This window comes from Alcaligenes sp. AB3 (genome assembly GCF_031844565.1).
Lineage (GTDB): Bacteria > Pseudomonadota > Gammaproteobacteria > Burkholderiales > Burkholderiaceae_B > Alcaligenes > Alcaligenes faecalis.
Genome location: NZ_JAUZVM010000005.1, coordinates 184929 through 203355, shown reverse-complemented (window position 1 = coordinate 203355; position 18427 = coordinate 184929). Strand labels below are relative to the sequence as shown.

Sequence of the window (18427 nt, the reverse complement as noted above, 5' to 3'; positions counted from 1 at the left end):
GATCGTGACGTCGCCGCCCGACTCATCCTTGTTGATCACGTCATCGCCCGTGATCGGATCAATCTTGATCTCGGCTTCAGGAGGCGTTACGTCTACGTCGTATGGCTTCTCGTCAGTGGCGGTCGTGGTGTTGCCAGCGTCGTCAGTCGTGGTGACCTTGGCTTCAACCTTGTCGTTGTTAACCAGCTCGGAGCCAGGAACGTCCACGCTCCAGGTCTTGCCGTCCGGATTAACGGTGGTTTCGTATTCTTTACCGCCAACGGTCACGGTGACCTTGTCGCCAGGTTTGACGTCTTTACCAACTGTACCGGTGATCGTGACGTCGCCGCCCGACTCATCCTTGTTGATCACGTCGTCACCCGTGATCGGATCAATCTTGATCTCGGCTTCGGGAGGCGCTACGTCTACGTCGTACGGCTTCTCGTCGGTAGCGGTCGTGGTGTTGCCTGCGTCGTCAGTCGTAGTGACCTTGGCTTCAACCTTGTCGTTGTTGACCAGCTCAGAGCCAGGAACGTCCACGCTCCAGGTCTTGCCGTCCGGATTAACGGTGGTTTCGTATTCTTTACCGCCAACGGTCACGGTGACCTTGTCGCCAGGTTTGACGTCTTTGCCGACGGTACCAGTAATCGTTACATCACCTTCGGATTCTTCCTTATTGATGACGCCGTCTTCAGTAATGGAATCGATAGTGATTTCAGCTTCTGGAGGCAGCGTGTCGACCGTGGTCGTGTCTTCGCCGCCGTTACCTGGGGTACCGACTTCGTTGGTGTAACTGCCGTCGGGTACTTTGACGGTAATTTCACCTTCGTAGTTCGGTGGGGGAACCAGCGTGCCGGTCCAGGTCTTGGGATCTTTGTTGTCAGGCGTCAGGCCTTCAATGCGACCGCCGCCAGTCACCTCGATATCTTCGATATCGAAGCCAAATGGCACTTCAGTAAATGTGAAGGTAACGGTACCGTCGTCATTGATCTTGACAGTGACAGAGGGAGGAACCAGAGGACCGGCTTCTTCTTCGCCAGTACCGCTGTAGCCGCCCAGGCGCACGTTTTCAACGGTAGGCACGCCAGGACGTGGGTATTCCAGCGCCAGGGGACGTGTGGTTTCCACAATGCTGACCAGACGGGTGAAGCTGCTGCCACCGCCTTCGCCACCACCGGTCAATACGGCGGCGGTTGGGTCAAGCTGCGAGAATGGGTCATCACCGGCTTCCAGGGCGGCCAACACAGCGGTAATGGCTGGATCGTTGGGGTTGGCCAAAGCAGCAGCGACGGGGTCCACATCGGTTTCTGCGATATCGCCGCTGACCAGGAAGGAGCGGTTATCGGAAATGGTCATCGATGGGCTGCTAGGGATCTCAAGTTCGACGCTGGCGCCGGTCTCGGTGATGATCTCGGCATTAACAGGGACGCGCATCCCTTCTTTGACGGCTACTTTGGAGCCATCGGCGGTACGAATCCATGCCGTACCTTCAACTCGTGTCACTAAAACAGTATCCAGTGCCATGACTGTCTGATTCCTAAAAAAAGACTGCCGCCGCGCAGCAGTCAGAAATGGACTTTCTTTGATCAGAGAATAGCGAGTTGGTCCGCTACTCGATATTGGCGTCGCCGCCAGTTCGCTGTTTTATTTATGGTTATTGACTTAACTTGACAATACGAACGAGACGGCGAGCAGGGCTTAGGCTATGCCGTGTACTTTTAGCGCCAACATCAAACGATCTGTTACATCCAGCTTTTCAAAAACCGCTTGGAGATGGGCGCGAACCGTTCTTTCGGTAATTCCCAAATCGTTTGCAATCAGCTGATTGGAGTGCCCCAGCGAGGCGCGTTGCGCTACCTCGACTTCACGACTGGTCAATGTACTTTCCCAGCCTGCCTTGGGTTCCAGACGACGGGTTACATCGCTGAGCAGACGGCTCAGCAAGGACTCCCCGACCCAAACTTGTCCGCTGGCCACATGGTCCAGCGCCTGCACCAGCAAGGGCGACGAGCTGTAGGCGTGAATATAGCCACGAGCACCCAGAGCCAGCACGGCTTGACCTTCGGTATCCAAAGGGCGTGGGCTGGCGACAATAATTTTCATGCCCTGCACAGCCTTGGACCATTGGGGATGATTCCACAAAGCCAGGGCACTATCGACCACCACCAGATCACGCTGCTGCTGTTTCCAACGCAGCAAATCGTCCATGCCCTGCCCTCTGGCGGGCAACCAGGTGACGGAATCCAGATGACGCCAATGCTGCCACAACGCCTCATCGGCAGTCAGAAATAAAACCGAATTTACTTGTCGCATACCGCTTTTCCCTTACTGGTAACACGAGCTATAAGCCATCAGCTCTTGGTCTGACTCGGGTATTACACCTCTATCGTCAGCGCTACTCCCCCAACGGACCGATCGGCCTTAACGCTCCCTGAACGCGTTGGATCTGGCCCTGAGAATAGGTTTGAGTAAGTACTGCATAACGGTCCGCTTGCCTGTCATGATGTGCACTTCGGCCACCATACCGGGCAGGATCGGACGGTTATCGTCACCGACATACACCGTGTCAGTACGTACTTTAGCTATATAGAATGAATTGCCTTTTTCATCGGTAATGGTGTCGGCACTGGTCTGTTCCAGCACGCCGGGCAGGCCACCGTAAACGGCAAAGTCATAGGCGGTGAACTTGACCTCGGCAGTCTGGCCCGAGTGCAGAAACCCGATATCGCGCGGATTGATGCGCACTTCCAACAGCAGGGTGTCGTCAGTGGGCACGATCTCCAGAATATCTTTACCAGGCTGCACCACACCGCCCACCGTATTGGCAGACAGAGTCTTGATGGTGCCGCGCACGGGCGAGCGCACTTCGGCCAGTCGCACACGGTCGGCCAAGGCCCGTTGTCCTTGTTCCAGGGATGCCAGCTTGGCACGTGTTTCAGCCAGTTCAGTACGGGCCTGGTTGCGGAAGGTAATTTCCACTTCACCAATCCGGTTCTGGGCTTCCTGAATCGAGGCCTGGATACGGCTGATTTGTGCTGTGGCTGCTTTTTGCTCACCGCAGTAACGAGCCACATCACGCTGCAGACGCAGCAAGTCCACTTCAGACACAGCCCCGCTCTTGAGCAAGGGACGAGTCATTTGAAGTTCTTGCGAGGTCAGCCCGCAGCTGGAGGCCGCCTGATCACGATTGGCCTGCGTTTCACGCAATTCCTGTTGACGCTGGTTCAACTGCTCCTGAGCCACCGAAATATTGGAACGCAGCTCTTCAGTACGAGCCTGCCAGACACGACGTTCCATTTCCGCCAAGTCGGGGGCTTTTTCCAGAACCTCACCGGGCATATCAAAAGGCTGATCTGCGGCAATGGCTTCCAGACGAGCAGCCTTGGCCTTCAAGGACAAGGATTCTGCTTCGTTCTCGCCCAGAGAGGACGAGGCACGGGTTGGATCAATACGCAGCAAGACTTCGCCCGCTTCCACGGACTGGCCAGGGCGGACCAGAATTTCTTCCACCACACCGCCGTCCAGACTTTGCACAATCTGAACCTGGCGAGATGGCACGACCTTGCCTTCGCCGCGCACCACTTCATCAATACTGGCCAGGCTGGCCCAGACGATCAGCACGCAAATTGCCAATAACGTCAGCCAGATCAGCAGCGTGGAACCGCGTACCTCTTGGTAGCGAGCCGTCCATGAGGCGTTTTTGAGCATGTTGCTGCCAGGAGGCGGCGCGCTGGTGTCCTGGAGTTGTGCACGCACCCAATGAATCAGGTTCTTTATCTTCATGCTGCACTCCGGGCCTTGCCAATCTGCCCACTACGCAAAGCGGCAATAACCTGATCCTTGGGACCATCCGCCACAATACGCCCCATATCCATCACGATCAGACGATCGACCAGCTCCAGCAAAGCGGTGCGATGTGTCACCAGCACCACGGTCTTGCCTTCACATTCTTTCTGCAAACTGCGACGCAGAGCCGATTCGCTCTGGTTGTCCATATTGCTGCTGGGTTCGTCCAGCAACAGAATGGATGGGTTACCAATCAAGGCACGGGCTACCGCAATCGCCTGGCGCTGACCACCCGAGAGGGATTCACCACGCTCGCCAATCATCATGTCGTAGCCATCAGGATGGCGTCGTGCGAAGTCGTCTACGCCGGCCTGACGCGCTGCTGCCAACATTTGGTCGTCGGTTGCGTAGGGAGTCCCCATCATCAGGTTGTGCTTCAAGGAGCCATAAAACAGCATGGGGTCCTGCGAGACATAGCCCATGGAGCGACGCACGTCTGCCGGATCAATCTGCTGATTATCAATTCCGTCGAGCACCACTGTGCCGCCCGTTGGTTTGTACAGACCCAGGATCAGCTTGGACAAGGTGGTTTTACCGGAGCCGATACGGCCGATAATGCCGATCTTCTCGCCAGCCTTCAAAGAAAAACTGACCTTGTCGAGCACGTTCTGGGTTGCACCGGGGTAGGTGAAACTGACGTTACGAAACTCGATAGAGCCTTCCAGATAAGGACGTGGCACAAAGTGACGCTCCTCGGGATGCTCTACCGGCATATTCATATATGAATCGACCGAGCCCAAGGAGGTACGGGCATTTTGATACTGCATCATCAAGCCAGCCACCTGCCCCAATGGAGCCAGGCAACGGCCTGCGATCATGGAGGAAGCAATAATGCCCCCCATGGACAATTTGGTTTCCTGAACCAGATACACCCCGATAATCACCACACTGATAGTGACCATCTGCTGCAGCATTTGCACCGTATTGACGGTGAGCGTGGAGGTCATCTTGATACGGGCACCCTGACGTGCCAGATATTCGGTTGACTGCTCCCAATCGCGCTGAGCATTGCTTTGCGCATTCAGGACCTTCAGGGTTTCCATGCCAGCCAAGGACTCAACCAGCCCGGCATTACGCTGGGCGGCAGCCTGGAAGGTCTGCTTGGTCAGGCGCTCCATGCGGGCCTGCGCAAACCAGGAAATACCCAGAATGATCACAATGGCCACTACCGGCGGGATCAGCATCCAGGGCGAGATCCAGGCCAGCACAGCCAAAAACAGCAATACAAAAGGCAAATCGACCAGTGTGGTCAAACTGGCCGAAGCAATAAAGTCGCGCACCGATTCAAAGGAGCGCAGATTGGCAGCAAAGGAGCCCACCGACGGCGGTCGGTTCTCCATGCGCAAGTCCAGCACACGCTCCATAATCCGCGCAGATAACTGAATATCCACCCGTTTACTGGCCGCATCGACCACATAGGCTCGCACAGTGCTGAGCACCATGTTCATGACCAGAACCAATCCAATCCCGATCGACAACACCCACAGGGTTTCAATCGCCTTATTGGGCACTACCCGGTCGTACACGTTCATGGTGTAGAGCGGAATGGCCAGGGCAAACAAGTTGATCAGTAAGGCAGCGCCAATGGCGTCACGATACAGACGCCAGTTTTGCACTACGGCTGTCCAGAACCAGTGCTTGCCCTTCATGGGGGCTACCCCATCTTTGGCACGCGCTTCGACACGGAAATCCGGCTGCACCACAGCCAACAGCCCGGAGTACTGCGCTTGCAGATCTTCCAGGCTGATTTCGCTGGGGCTGCCACTTTCCGGGAAATGCACCCGGGCATGCTCTCCTTCCAGACCCAACAAGACACATGCGCGGTTATTGTTCAGCAACAAAATAACCGGGAACAGATTGGTGTCGAGTTCGGTAAAGGCGCGGCGCCACACTCGCGCCGTGCAATGGCCTCGCGCCGCCGCCCGATTCAATAGCGCCGGCGTCAGCCGTCCACGCTGCAAGGGCAGACCCGCAGACAAATGCTGCGGTGTGCAGGGATTACCGTGAATACGGGTGATCTCTGCCAAGCAGGTCAGAAGAGGATCATCATGTGTCAGATGAGGCGGGACACTGAATTCCCCGCTTTTTGGTGTCGTGCTGTCAGATGAGTGGTTCATCGTCATTAATCAAATCCAGCGAATCCCGCAGGCGTTGACGGGTACGTTTGCGCTCGTTCAATTTGGCCAAGGCCTGGGGAGGCAGATCAGTCATACGAAGCACACCGTTTGCAACCAGTGCGTCAATCAAATCCTCCAGCACCCGGATAAAACTGGCATCCGAGACTGAAAGCTCTTGTTTGTAGTCATCTTCGTTTTGACTCATACGTGCCTCCCTTTCTATCTAATAACGCCAAGAAGCAGCGACTTACAGCCCGGCTGGCTTCTCGCGCAGGACTGGCGGAGCCATGCCGTCGCGGTAATCAACAGAAACCGGAGTCAGGTTGCTGGTATCTGGGACAGGCGTCATGCATGCCTTGAATGCCTCTTCGGGGAAGTCGAGCTTGGCGGCCTCTTCAGGCTGCTCCGAGTACGGCTGGGACAGGCCAACTGCCGACACCAGACGGTGCGACAAGGTCAGCCAACGGTATTCAGCTTGCTGCAGGTCGTAAGTAGCGTTGGCCAGAGCACGACGCGCATCAAACAATTCGTTTTCCGTATCCAGCAAGTCCAGCAAAGAGCGCTGACCGATCTGGAACTGCTGCATGTAGGCAACGCGAACCTTGGACGTAGCCAGTTCGTGCTGTTTCAGGAATGGCAACTGAGCACGCAGGCGCTCAATGTTGTTCCAGGCTACAGCCAGGTCTTGTTGCACGTTGCGGCAGGTGTAGTCACGCACGTCGCGGGCAGCGTATTGCTGAGCCGTTGTCTGACGGATGCGAGCAGCATCGGCACCACCGCGGAACAGGTTGTACGACAGCATCAGCTGAATATTGCTGCTTTGCGAATCGCGGTAAGCGGAACCGGGAGGGTCGCTTTTGTCTTTACCGGTGGCGGCACGAAACTCCAGCGTCGGCGACATGCGGCCTTGAGCCACGTGCTTGCCCGACTCGGCAGCTTGATACAAAGCCTGCTTGGCCAGAATCACAGGACTGGTGCGCAAGGATGGCAAGAAATCAGTTGTTTTGGCGGGAATCGACTCGCTCAGGCTAGGCGCCGCTTGCATGACTTCAGGAGCAGCCACGCCCACGATACGACGGTAGCGTTGCAACACGTCGTTCAGGTTGCCGGCCTCGGTCATCATGTTGCTTTGAGCCAGGGACTGACGACCATACGCCTGCTCCAGGTCAACGCCACGACCTACGCCCGATGCCGAACGCTCCTGAATCTGGCCCAGGATGTTCATGTGCATGCCGTAGTTTTCACGGGCCAGCTTTTCCATTTCACGGTAGCGCAGCACGTCGATGTGCGCGTTAGCCGCTTCCAGAGCCAGGGAGTCTACCGATGCCAGCAGTTCGTAGTAGGTAGCCAGTTTTTCGTAGCCCAGCTGACGCACCTGGTTGATCGAGGAGAAACCATCAAAAATCAACTGACGCAGCTGCAGGCTGTAACCACGGCGGGACCAGTCCGTAGACGGAGCACCCGATGTGCTGCCACGCCACTCTTTGCCAACCCAACCTTGAGCATTGATTTCAGGCATCAAGGCGCCACGGCCGACATTCTGGCCTTCAAGCGCAGACTGGAAATCCTGGAAGCGAGCACCAAGTTCAGGATTGGACATGATTGCCCGCTCAATACTGTCCTTGAAGCTCAAGCTGTTTTCCTGCTGGGCAAGCGCTGGTTGCGCAAGCAGTAACGCTGTCAGCAGCGAACTTACTGTTAGAGTTTTCTTACCACGCACGTCGGCCTCCGTAAGATCCTGTGCCACGTCCGCAACAGACGCCATCACGTCAGCGTTGCAACGCATTGCCAGATCAAATTTAAGTACAAAAATGAAAGAAGAATGGGTTCGGTGTGTCGCTCAAACAAAGCGAAAGAAACACCACCCGAGGGCCCAACACCTATGTATTGCACATGGGCTTTACACCTAAGACTGGTAAATACATCGCCAGCCGCAGCAGTATGTTCATAATGGACCGGGGCAAGACAAGGCGGAGCTACAGGCTTCTGACCTGTATTCTTGGAGCATAACCTTGTGTCTGATTGTGACTTTTTACGTGACGCATAGTGAAACCCATCACGTAGATCACGGGACAAATTGTATCTTAGATTACAAGAGCCTTCGTGGATGACAATGTTAAAAATGATAAATAGCCTGTGATAAAAAAGGCAACAATACACTGAAATTAAACGATTTCGGGCGATTAGGCACTAAACCAATAACTGTTGCGCCTGTCCCACTTGGCTTGATCGTTGGTAATAATTTACAAAAAACTTTCACCTTAATAAGCATTTAGGTTACATCAAGGTAAAACCGAGATATCACCAAGCGATAAAAACATTTTCATTGTTAAAAGCATAACAATCGCTCACATTAAGAATGCTGCATTTGTAACGATTTCTTATTGCAACTTGATGTCGATTTTCATCTCTTTGTCAGGACTTCAAAAAGGGATATGAAATCAAAAACTTATAACAATCGCATGAAGAGCTCCCTGTTTCGCGCCCGTTTGTTGCCTCTCTGAACAATCCGTTGCTGCAATATCCGCCGCCCACGCTTGTCCCGTTTCTGCTCGCCCGATACCATCGAACAGTACGTATTTAGTTAGCAACACAGACAACTTGGAGGCCGCACATGTATCAACACCTGGCCCTGTATATCAATGGTCAATTCCTGGACGGGCAAGGTCGCCAGACCCAGGCCGTCATCAACCCAGCCGATGGCAGTAGCTTGGGCCAACTGCCCCTGGCGTCCCAGGCGGATCTGGATGCCGCTCTGAATGCCGCTCAAGCCGCATTCAAAAGCTGGCGTCACAGCTCGCCCATGGATCGCAGTGCGATTCTGCGCAAGGTGGCGGAGCTGTCCCGCGAGCGCGCCCAGGAAATTGGCCGCAATCTGACGCTGGACCAAGGAAAACCCTTGGCCGAGGCCGTCGGCGAGATCATGTCCTGCGCCGATCATGCAGACTGGCACGCCGAAGAATGTCGTCGTATTTATGGCCGTGTCATTCCCGCCCGCAACCCCAAAGTGCAGCAAATGGTATTGCGTGAGCCTATTGGGGTCTGCGCCGCCTTTACGCCCTGGAACTTTCCCTACAACCAGGCTATTCGCAAAATCTGCGCCGCTATCGGTGCTGGCTGCACGATTATTCTGAAAGGCCCCGAGGACTCTCCCAGCGCCGTCATGGCCATTGCCCAAGCTTTCCACGATGCCGGCCTGCCGCCCGGCGTGCTGAACATTGTCTGGGGTGTGCCGCAAGAGGTGTCGGACTACCTGATCCGCTCGCCCATCGTACGTAAAGTATCCTTTACCGGATCTGTGCCTGTAGGCAAGCAACTGGCTGCACTGGCCGGTGCTCATATGAAACGCATCACCATGGAATTGGGCGGTCACTCGCCCGTACTGGTCCTGCCCGATGCCGATGTGGCCCGGGCTGCTCGTCAGCTGGCTCGTTTCAAGATCCGTAACGCCGGGCAGGTTTGCATCTCCCCCACGCGCTTTTATATCCATGACGATATTTACACAGCCTTCGTGGACCGCTTCACCGAAGAGCTGGCCAATGTGAAGGTAGGTGATGGTCTGGACCCGGATACCCAAATGGGCCCCTTGGCTCACGAGCGCCGCATCCCCATGATGCAAAAGTTTGTCGACAACGCCCGCTCTCTGGGCGGCAAAGTGTTGTTGGGCGGTGAGCAGATCAAGCGTGACGGTTTCTTTTTCTCGCCCACGGTGCTGACGGATTTACCTGACGATGCCCTGGTCATGACCGAGGAGCCTTTCGGCCCCATCGCCCCCTTGACCCGCTACAGCGACCTGGACGATGCCATCGCCCGCGCGAACAGCCTGCCTTATGGTTTGTCTGCCTATGCTTTTACACAGTCTTTGCAAGATGCGCATCGACTGGGCACAGAGCTGGAATCGGGCATGGTCAATATCAACCACTTTGGCAGCTCCCTGCCCGAGACTCCGTTTGGTGGCGTCAAGGACAGCGGCATAGGCAGCGAAGGCGGTGCTGAAACCTTTGACGGATACTTAGTCACCAAATTTGTGACCCAGATCTAAGACTGGCCCCTGGCCTCGCTTTGCGGGGCTAGGGTGAACCCCTACTGTACTAACTCCGCATTCCCGTTACATTATTCAAACACTCGTTTGAAATTAGGAAATAACGGTGAAACGCTCTGATCGAACACAGTCCGCCATTCTTGATGCAGCCGAACATCTGTTCGCGCTGTACGGTCACGAAAACACCTCCATGCGCCAAATTACGGCGCAGGCCAAGGTAAACCTGTCTGCCGTCAATTATCACTTTGGCAGTAAAGACGGACTGACGCAGGCTGTGTTCCAGCGCCGCCTGAACAGCATCAATCAAGAGCGTCTGGAAAAGCTGGCTTTTTATCGCCAGCAAGCCGGTGAAGGTCCGTTGAAAGCCTCCCAGGTGGTGGACGCCTTTTTTGGCCCTCTGATCCGCCTGGCAGGCTCAGGCAACGGCACCCCCCGCTCGTTTATTCCTTTGCCCGGGCAAGACCGCCCGGCGCCGCAGGATTTCATTCAGTCCATCTGTTGGGACGAACAAGTCGCCATCTTCCTGCCCTTCAAGCAGGCTTTACACGAAGCCCTGCCCACTGTGCCGGAAGAAGAAATCATCTGGCGATTCCATTTCATGCTGGGTGCCACGTCTTACGCATTAATGGGCACCCAATCACTACGTCGGGCCTTGCAACTACCCCTTAGCGACAGTCCCGAAAGTGAGCAACAACTGCAACAACGTCTGATGAGTTTCCTGCTGGGTGGATTACGAGCTCCTTTGCCGGCCAGCGCCTGAGCTGAACGGTCCTGACCACCAAGCTACACCAAGGTGAACCACGCCCCCCTCGGGGGGCAGCAAGCCGAAGGTGCAGCGTGGGGGCATCCTTCTTCTTTTTTTTCTGAGCTAGTCCGGAGTTGCTATGTTTGTGACCTTGCTATTGATAGTGCTAGTGCTTGGCTGCGTCTACGTTCTCAAAAACCGGAATCTACGTACCAAGTGGCTAAGCCGCCCAATCTACCGCGCTTTTTCCAGCGTTTTGCCTGCCATGTCCCAAACCGAGCGCGATGCGCTGGAAGCGGGTACGGTCTGGTGGGAAAGCGAGCTGTTTCGCGGCAAACCTAACTGGAACACCCTGAGCTCTTATCCGGCCTACCGGCTCACCGATGAAGAGCGCCAGTTCATGGACAATGAGGTCAACGTGGCTTGCGCCATGATTGACGACTGGCAAGTCAGCCAGGAAGACTTCGACATGCCTGCCGAGGTCTGGAACTATCTGAAAGAAAATCGCTTCTTCAGCCTGATTATTCCCAAGGAATACGGCGGTCGCGGTTTTTCGGCGCAAGCGCACTCGGCAGTCGTGGCCAAGCTATCCACCCGCAACTCGGCCTTGTCCGTGTCGGTGATGGTGCCCAACTCGCTGGGGCCGGCAGAATTGCTGCTGCACTACGGTACTGACGAACAAAAACAACACTACCTGCCCCGTCTGGCAGATGGCCGTGACATTCCCGCTTTCGCACTGACCAGCCCTTGGGCCGGTTCCGATGCCGCCTCCATTCCTGACGTAGGTATTGTTTGCAAAGGCGAATGGGAAGGTCAGGAAGTGCTGGGCATGCGCGTCACCTGGGACAAGCGCTACATCACGCTGGCTCCGGTGTGCACCTTGCTGGGTCTGGCCTTCCGGCTCTATGACCCGGACGGTTTGCTGGGTGGCGAAAAAGACATTGGCATTACCTGCGCCCTGGTCCCTAGCGATCACCCTGGCGTTGATACCGGTCGCCGTCACTTCCCCCTGAATGCCATGTTCATGAACGGCCCCACCCGCGGCAAAGACGTGTTCATGCCGCTGGAATTCATTATTGGTGGTCCCGACATGGCTGGCCAAGGCTGGCGCATGTTGATGGAATGTCTGGCTGCCGGCCGCTCCATCTCCCTGCCCTCCTCCTTTACCGGCATGGCCAAACTGACCAGCCGCGCCGTGGGTGGTTACTCCGCCGTGCGTACCCAGTTCCGAAGCGCCATCAGTAAATTTGAAGGTGTGGAAGAAGCACTGGCTCGCATTGCCGGCCATACCTATGCGATGGATGCCGCCCGCACCATGACGGCGGCGGCTGTCGATCTGGGCGAAAAACCCTCCGTTGTATCAGCCATCGTGAAATATCACGTGACTGAACGTGGTCGCATTGTGGTGAACGACGGTATGGATGTGATTGGTGGTAAAGGCATTTGCCTTGGCCCCTCCAACTTCCTGGGCCGGGCTTACCAGCAAATCCCTGTCGGTATTACGGTGGAAGGCGCCAATATTCTGACGCGCAGCCTGATCATCTTTGGCCAAGGCGCGATTCGTTGCCATCCTTTCATTCTGGAAGAGATGACAGCTGCACTAAACCCTGACCGCGAAGCCGGTTTGCGTAAATTTGACCAGGCTTTCTGGGCACACATCCGCTACACACTGGCCAACACAGGTCGCTCCTTCTGGTTGGGCTTGGGTGGCTGGCGCTTGCTAAGCGGCCCTACCGGCACCTCCAAGGCCATGCACACCTACTACAGCCAGGCCAGCCGTTACAGCGCCGCCTTCTCCTTGCTGGCCGACGCGTCCATGCTGGTTCTGGGTGGTTCGCTGAAAATGCGTGAGCGTCTGTCCTCGCGTCTGGGCGATGTGTTATCCGAGCTGTACATGCTCAGCGCCGTACTCAAGCGTTACCAGGACGAAGGCCGCCAGCAAGAAGATGCGCCTTTGGCTCACTGGGCGGCTCAAGACGCCTTGATGCGCGCTCAACATGCGCTGGACAAGGTACTGGAAAACTTCCCGAACCGTCCTCTGGCTGCCGTGCTGCGCTTCCTGGTCTTCCCTCTGGGCCTGCGCCGTCTGGGTCCCGATGACAAGCTGGATCACACCGTTGCCAAGCTCTTGACCAAACCCGGTGCCACTCGTGATCGCCTGACTTACGACACTTACTTGCCTGAGGACGATATGGAGCCCGTCGGCGCGATTGAAGCCGCCTTGCTGGCGACGCTGAACACTCGCGATATTGACGCCAAAATCCGTCAATTCGAGAAAAGCGGTCAATTGCAGGACAACCCCAAAGCCAACGTGCGCGATCTAGCCGAAGCCGTCTTCCAGGCCGGTGGCATCACCGCCCAGGAATATGAACAAATCCAGGCCCGCGATATCGTGCGCGACCGCGTTATTGCCGTGGATGATTTCCCCTTCGATCTGCGTCGGGAAAATCCGGCCGCTGAAGCCGCCAGTGGGAGCCAAGTATGAGTTTTCAACCGGTCTATATTATTGACGGCGCGCGCAGCCCGTTTCTGAAAGCGCGTAATGCGCCCGGCCCCTTCTCCGCTGGAGATCTGGCCGTACAAACAGGACGCGAGCTGCTGCTGCGCCAACCCTTTGAGGCTCCGCAACTCAGCGAGGTCATTCTGGGTTGCGCCGCCCCCTCGCCCGATGAAACCAATATCGGCCGGGTTCTGGGTCTGCGTCTGGGCACAGGTCACAAAGTGCCAGGCTGGACCGTGATGCGTAACTGCGCTTCGGGCATGCAAGCGCTGGATTCGGGCGTGCAGGCCATTCAAACCGGCCGCTCGGATCTGGTGCTGGCCGGTGGTGTCGATGCGCTGTCTCACGCCCCCATCCTGTTCAGCGACGACATGGTGCGCTGGCTGGCCACCTGGGGCAAGGCCCGCAGTGCAGGCGCACGTCTGAAAGCCCTGCGTAGTCTGCGCCTGTCCTACTTGAAGCCTGTCATCGGCCTGCTCAAAGGGCTGACCGATCCCGTGGTCGGTTTGTCCATGGGCCAGACCGCTGAAAATCTGGCGCACGAATTTGGCATTACCCGTCAGGATATGGACGAATTTGCGGCCCGCAGTCACCGTCTGGCCTTGCGCGCCCAGCAAGAAAACGCTTTTGAAGAAATCGTGCCGCTTAGCGACACGCGCGGTAATAACTACCCGCAAGATGATGGTGTACGCGAAGACTCCACACCCGAAAAACTGGCCAAGCTGCGCCCGGTCTTTGACCCGCCCTGGGGCAATATCACGGCCGGCAACAGCTCTCAAGTCACTGACGGCGCAGCCCTGCTGATTCTGGCCAGTGAAGCGGCCGTCAAGGAACATCAGCTCAAACCCATTGGCCGCATTGTGGATGCGCAATGGGCCGGTCTGGACCCGGCCACCATGGGCCTGGGCCCTGTGTTCGCCGCAACACCTATTTTGGAGCGCAACCGTCTGGCCCTAAATGGCCCGGACTTGTGGGAAATCAACGAGGCCTTTGCAGCACAAGTACTAGCATGTCGTGCTGCATGGGACGATCAGGAATGGTGCCAAAAACACCTGGGTCGTGATGCGTTGGGACTGCTGGATATGGACAAGCTCAATGTGGACGGCGGTGCTATTGCAATCGGCCATCCGGTGGGTGCCTCCGGCGCCCGAATTGTGCTGCATTGCTTGAATGCCCTGCGTCGTCGCAACTTGCGCCTGGGCATGGCCGCTATTTGTATTGGCGGCGGTCAAGGCGGTGCCATGCTGATCGAATCGCTGCAAGGAACTGAATCATGATGCCCGTCGCTACCTTGAATTTGCAAGACTTCACGCTGTACACGGACGATCAGCAAATTGCCTGGCTGAAAATCGATTGCGTGGGCAGCTCGGTCAACCGACTCTCTGCCGCTGTTTTGCAGGAGCTGAACCAGGCCCTGGATTACCTGAGCAGCCATCCTCCCAAAGCCCTGATTATTTACTCGGGCAAAACCGCCGGCTTTATTGCTGGCGCCGACATTGATGAATTCTCCGAACACAACAACAACCCGGAAAAGGGCCTGGCCCTGGTGACTCGTGGCTGGACAGTGTTCAACAAGCTGGCCAAGCAAAGCTACCCCACGTTGGCGCTGGTGCAAGGTCACTGCCTGGGCGGTGGTCTGGAGCTGGCCCTAGCCTGCCGCTATTGCCTGGCGGTAGATCAGGACGACACGCGGCTGGCTCTGCCTGAAGTGATGCTGGGTATTTTCCCCGGCTGGGGCGGCATGTTGCGCCTGCCTGAATATATAGGCCCTGCCGCTGCCATGGACTTGATGCTCAGTGGCAAAAGCGTGGATGCTCGCAAGGCCGCCCGTCTAGGTATGGTCGATGCTTGCGTCCCTGTCCGTCTGGCCAAGCAAGCCGCCGTCAAGCAGGTGCTCAGTGGCAAGAAACCACGTCGTGCCAAAGGTCTGCCACGCCTGATGAATACCAAGCTGCTGCGCCCCCTGGTGGCTGGCCAAGTGCGCAAGCAGTTGGAAAAGCGCGATCCGTATCAGCACTATCAGGCCCCTCGTGCCATTTTGGAGATCTGGGAAAAACACAACGGCAACGCGTTGAAAGCTCCCGAGCTGATCGAGCAAATCACCCGTTCCAACACCGCGGCCAATCTGCTGCGTGTATTCCATCTGCAAGAGCGCCTGAAAAGCGTGGGCAAGCACTCATCGACGCAAGAAGTCAGCCATATCCATGTGGTTGGCGCCGGCGTCATGGGAGGTGATATCGCTGCCGTATGTGCACTGAAAGGAATGCGTGTGACCTTGCAGGATCAGGACCGCAAACGTATCGCCCAGGCTCAAGGTCGTGCCGCCAAGCTGTTCCAGCGCCGTCTCAAAGACCGCAGGCTGGTACAAGCCGCGCTGGATCGATTGATCCCGGACCCGGACGGCCACGGTATCCCTTCGGCAGATCTGGTCCTGGAAGCGATCTTCGAGAACGCCGATGCCAAGCGTAGCCTGTACACCACCATTGAGCCTCTGCTAAAACCCGGTGCCGTACTGGCGACCAACACCTCCAGCCTACCCTTGTCCGAGCTCAGCCTGAACCTGATCAATCCGGAACGGCTGGTAGGCATTCACTTCTTTAACCCGGTCTCTCGCATGCCCTTGGTGGAAGTGGTGGAAAGCGAACTGCTGGCCCCAGAGGTGCGCAGTGCCGCCTACGCTTTTGTGAACCAGATCGGCAAGCTGCCCTTGCCCGTCAAGGACAGCCCCGGCTTTCTGGTCAATGCCGTCCTGGCTCCCTATATGCTGGAAGCCATGCGTTGCGTGGACGAAGGACTGGACCCGGCCACCGTGGACAAAGCCATGCTGCAGTTCGGCATGCCTATGGGCCCACTTGAATTGGCAGACACCGTGGGCCTGGATATTGCCCGTGATGCGGGCGCGCAACTTAGCCAGCAAGCGGCCATGCCAGCCTGCCTGAAATCCCATCTGGATAGTCAGGAACTGGGCCGTAAAACCGGCCAGGGTTTCTACACCTGGAAGGATGGCAAAGCCCAGAAGTCTCCTGCGGGAACGGTTCCAAGCGGTCTGGCAGATCGCTTGATTAAACCCCTTATCGAACAGACCGAGCATCAGGTTCGGATTGGGGTTGTGGAGAACGATGACATGGCCGATGCAGGTGTCATTTTCGGTACCGGCTTTGCCCCTTTCCGCGGAGGTCCGTTGCATTACAAAGCAACACAAAAACAACGCAATTAGTTCGGATTGGCACAAATACCTATACGCCGATTGGCCTAGGTCATGCACCATAGAAAACAAACAGGTGTTTTAAAACTTGTCATAAGCCTCTGTCAGACGTCGCACCTATACCTTGGAGAAGAGACATGAAAAAGACGGTTGTAGCTTTGCGTACCATCCCCGCTTTGCTGATTCCTCTGGGAATGAGCATGGGAATGGGTCAAGCCCAAGCGGCTGGTTTTAACTTGCTGGAACAGAATGCGAGCGGCTTGGGTAATGCCTACGCAGGCTCGGCCGCCATTGGTGACAATGCCAGCACGATCTACTTCAACCCGGCCGGCATGACCTTGTTGCCCGAGACCAACTTCTCGGCAGGTTTTAATGCGATTAAACCTACCTTCAAGTTCTCCGATAAAGGCAGTACCGACCCCTTGGCCCTGACGGGTGGCGCCAGCCGTCCCGCCACCGGCGGTTCAGGTGGTGATGCCGGTAAAGTCGCCGCTGTTCCCAATATTTATCTGTCCCACCAGCTCTCGCCCAAGTGGTGGGTGGGCCTGGGTATTGGTGTCCCGTTTGGTCTGACAACCGAATATGACGAAGGCTGGGTTGGCCGTTACCACTCCGAAAAATTTGCCATTGAAACCATCAACGTCAACCCGTCGGTGGCCTACAAGGTCAACGATCAGTTGTCCTTCGGTGTGGGTGTGAACTGGTTGCACATTGATGCCGACTACCGTCTGGCTACCCCCGTCGGCTATCACCCGGCATTGGGCCCACTGGACATGGACACCCGCGTCAAGATGAAGGGCGACGCCTGGGGCTGGAACGCCGGTTTGCTGTACCAAATTACCCCCAGCACTCGTTTGGGCGTTTCCTATCGCTCGCAAATCAAGGTCACGGCTGACGGCGACACCAAGCTGCGCAACCGCAACGTACCAGCAGGCATTCCTGCTCCCAACATCAACTGGGATGCCGAAGCCACCATCAAGCTGCCTGACACCGCCATTGTCAGCTTGGTGCACGACCTGAATTCGCGCTGGCAGTTGCTGGCCGACGTGTCCTGGACAGGCTGGAGCAGCATCCCGCGCCTGACCATTGAAAACAGCGGCCCCGGCGCCAAGAATTCCGGCCTGGAGCTGAAATTCAAGGACGCATGGCGCGTCGCCCTGGGCGCCAACTACCACTACAACGAACAGTGGACCTTCAAGGGTGGTATTGCTTGGGACCAATCACCAGTACGCGACAAGAACTACCGCCCAACCGCCCTGCCTGACAGCGACCGTTACTGGGTATCCCTGGGTGCTCAGTATCGCGCCAGCAAGAATGCCACTTGGGATATCGGCTACACCCACTTGTTCCTGAAAAATACCGACATGAACAACAACACGGATCCGGCTGGCCGTGGTCTGACACGCGGTACCTACAAAAACAGTGGTGACATCCTGGGCGTGCAGTTCAGCTATCGCTTCTAAGGATGCACTATGGCCCGCAGTCGCCGCATGGAGCTGCTCGCACGTCTGCCCCCCACATGGCGTGCGCGCTTTTTGCAGCTGGGCTTTAACTGGCACCCCGCCTTCCGGGCAACCGGCGGGCGGGTCCACAAAGTTTCAGCGAACTTGCAACACATCGTCGTACGCCTGCCATTGCGTCGACGCACTCGCAATATCAATGGTTCTTTATTTGGTGGATCCCTGTTTGCCATTACAGACGGCGTGCACGCCACCATGCTCCTGGCCGGCCTGCAACGTCATGTGATTGTCTGGGACAAGAATGCAGAGATCCAGTATCGCCGCCCTGGCTACCAGACGCTGTATGCCAACTTTCAAATCAATCCAGATGAACTGGACGCAATACGAGGACAGCTAGACCAATACCACGAGGCTGAAGCCACATTTACCGTACAGATCCAGGACCCGGAAGGCCAGATCTACACCACGGTGGAACGCACCATCTACATCGCCGACGCCCACTTCTACAAGCAGAAATCACAATCACGCTAATT

General features: G+C 56.5%; 13 protein-coding genes. 7 read left to right on the top strand and 6 right to left on the bottom strand.

The genetic code is table 11. The features are described 5' to 3' along the window. From Q9R35_RS13075 to Q9R35_RS13050, 6 genes are all read right to left on the bottom strand, one after another. The coding region (locus tag Q9R35_RS13075; protein ID WP_311219963.1) for a retention module-containing protein at nucleotides 1-1503 on the bottom strand (1503 nt) is incomplete at its 3' end. Nucleotides 1504-1677: 174 nt separating this feature from the next. Next, complete coding sequence (locus Q9R35_RS13070) at nucleotides 1678-2292, bottom strand: response regulator transcription factor (RefSeq protein WP_063692242.1); 615 nt, start codon at nucleotides 2290-2292, stop codon at nucleotides 1678-1680. Between the two features lie 108 nt (nucleotides 2293-2400). Then, nucleotides 2401-3687: an HlyD family type I secretion periplasmic adaptor subunit gene (locus Q9R35_RS13065; RefSeq protein ID WP_231691388.1), complete on the bottom strand. Its 1287-nt coding sequence runs from the start codon at nucleotides 3685-3687 to the stop codon at nucleotides 2401-2403. Between the two features lie 71 nt (nucleotides 3688-3758). After that, nucleotides 3759-5948: a type I secretion system permease/ATPase gene (locus Q9R35_RS13060; RefSeq protein ID WP_373862631.1), complete on the bottom strand. Its 2190-nt coding sequence runs from the start codon at nucleotides 5946-5948 to the stop codon at nucleotides 3759-3761. Then, nucleotides 5926-6147 (bottom strand): hypothetical protein, encoded by a 222-nt coding sequence (locus tag Q9R35_RS13055; protein WP_022983326.1) that lies wholly within the window; start codon nucleotides 6145-6147, stop codon nucleotides 5926-5928. The genes Q9R35_RS13060 and Q9R35_RS13055 overlap by 23 nt, the downstream gene beginning before the upstream one ends. Nucleotides 6148-6189: 42 nt before the next feature. Beyond that, entirely contained in the window at nucleotides 6190-7707 is a 1518-nt protein-coding gene (locus Q9R35_RS13050; RefSeq protein ID WP_081251510.1) for a TolC family outer membrane protein, read from the bottom strand. A gap of 849 nt (nucleotides 7708-8556) precedes the next feature. On the opposite strand from Q9R35_RS13050, the gene Q9R35_RS13045 reads away from it, so the two are divergent. From Q9R35_RS13045 to Q9R35_RS13015, 7 genes are all read left to right on the top strand, one after another. Next, entirely contained in the window at nucleotides 8557-9984 is a 1428-nt protein-coding gene (locus Q9R35_RS13045; protein WP_042489195.1) for an NAD-dependent succinate-semialdehyde dehydrogenase, read from the top strand. 106 nt (nucleotides 9985-10090) lie between these two features. Then, a complete protein-coding gene (locus Q9R35_RS13040; protein ID WP_045930425.1) occupies nucleotides 10091-10744 on the top strand; it encodes a TetR/AcrR family transcriptional regulator in 654 nt (217 codons plus the stop codon). Nucleotides 10745-10868: 124 nt separating this feature from the next. Next, nucleotides 10869-13214 (top strand): acyl-CoA dehydrogenase, encoded by a 2346-nt coding sequence (locus Q9R35_RS13035; protein ID WP_311219962.1) that lies wholly within the window; start codon nucleotides 10869-10871, stop codon nucleotides 13212-13214. Continuing rightward, on the top strand, nucleotides 13211-14506 hold the full coding sequence (locus Q9R35_RS13030) for an acetyl-CoA C-acetyltransferase (protein ID WP_042489205.1): 1296 nt from the start codon (nucleotides 13211-13213) through the stop codon (nucleotides 14504-14506). Before Q9R35_RS13035 ends, Q9R35_RS13030 begins: the two co-directional genes overlap by 4 nt. Then, the gene (locus Q9R35_RS13025) at nucleotides 14503-16446 is read left to right on the top strand and encodes a 3-hydroxyacyl-CoA dehydrogenase NAD-binding domain-containing protein (RefSeq protein ID WP_311219961.1); all 1944 of its coding nucleotides are present in this window, start codon (nucleotides 14503-14505) and stop codon (nucleotides 16444-16446) included. Before Q9R35_RS13030 ends, Q9R35_RS13025 begins: the two co-directional genes overlap by 4 nt. Nucleotides 16447-16571: 125 nt before the next feature. Next, complete coding sequence (locus tag Q9R35_RS13020; RefSeq protein WP_042489213.1) at nucleotides 16572-17897, top strand: OmpP1/FadL family transporter; 1326 nt, start codon at nucleotides 16572-16574, stop codon at nucleotides 17895-17897. 9 nt (nucleotides 17898-17906) lie between these two features. Beyond that, on the top strand, nucleotides 17907-18425 hold the full coding sequence (locus Q9R35_RS13015) for a DUF4442 domain-containing protein (RefSeq protein WP_026484839.1): 519 nt from the start codon (nucleotides 17907-17909) through the stop codon (nucleotides 18423-18425). The last annotated feature ends 2 nt before the right edge of the window (nucleotides 18426-18427 follow it).

Excerpts from the sequence above, each read along its gene's own strand:
- Q9R35_RS13020 (WP_042489213.1), top strand. The coding sequence starts at position 16,572 with ATGAAAAAGACGGTTGTAGCTTTGCGTACCATCCCCGCTTTGCTGATT.
- Q9R35_RS13060 (WP_373862631.1), bottom strand. The coding sequence starts at position 5,948 with ATGACGATGAACCACTCATCTGACAGCACGACACCAAAAAGCGGGGAA.
- Q9R35_RS13035 (WP_311219962.1), top strand. The coding sequence starts at position 10,869 with ATGTTTGTGACCTTGCTATTGATAGTGCTAGTGCTTGGCTGCGTCTAC.
- Q9R35_RS13065 (WP_231691388.1), bottom strand. The coding sequence starts at position 3,687 with ATGCTCAAAAACGCCTCATGGACGGCTCGCTACCAAGAGGTACGCGGT.
- Q9R35_RS13045 (WP_042489195.1), top strand. The coding sequence starts at position 8,557 with ATGTATCAACACCTGGCCCTGTATATCAATGGTCAATTCCTGGACGGG.
- Q9R35_RS13055 (WP_022983326.1), bottom strand. The coding sequence starts at position 6,147 with ATGAGTCAAAACGAAGATGACTACAAACAAGAGCTTTCAGTCTCGGAT.
- Q9R35_RS13025 (WP_311219961.1), top strand. The coding sequence starts at position 14,503 with ATGATGCCCGTCGCTACCTTGAATTTGCAAGACTTCACGCTGTACACG.
- Q9R35_RS13050 (WP_081251510.1), bottom strand. The coding sequence starts at position 7,707 with ATGGCGTCTGTTGCGGACGTGGCACAGGATCTTACGGAGGCCGACGTG.
- Q9R35_RS13030 (WP_042489205.1), top strand. The coding sequence starts at position 13,211 with ATGAGTTTTCAACCGGTCTATATTATTGACGGCGCGCGCAGCCCGTTT.
- Q9R35_RS13070 (WP_063692242.1), bottom strand. The coding sequence starts at position 2,292 with ATGCGACAAGTAAATTCGGTTTTATTTCTGACTGCCGATGAGGCGTTG.
- Q9R35_RS13015 (WP_026484839.1), top strand. The coding sequence starts at position 17,907 with ATGGCCCGCAGTCGCCGCATGGAGCTGCTCGCACGTCTGCCCCCCACA.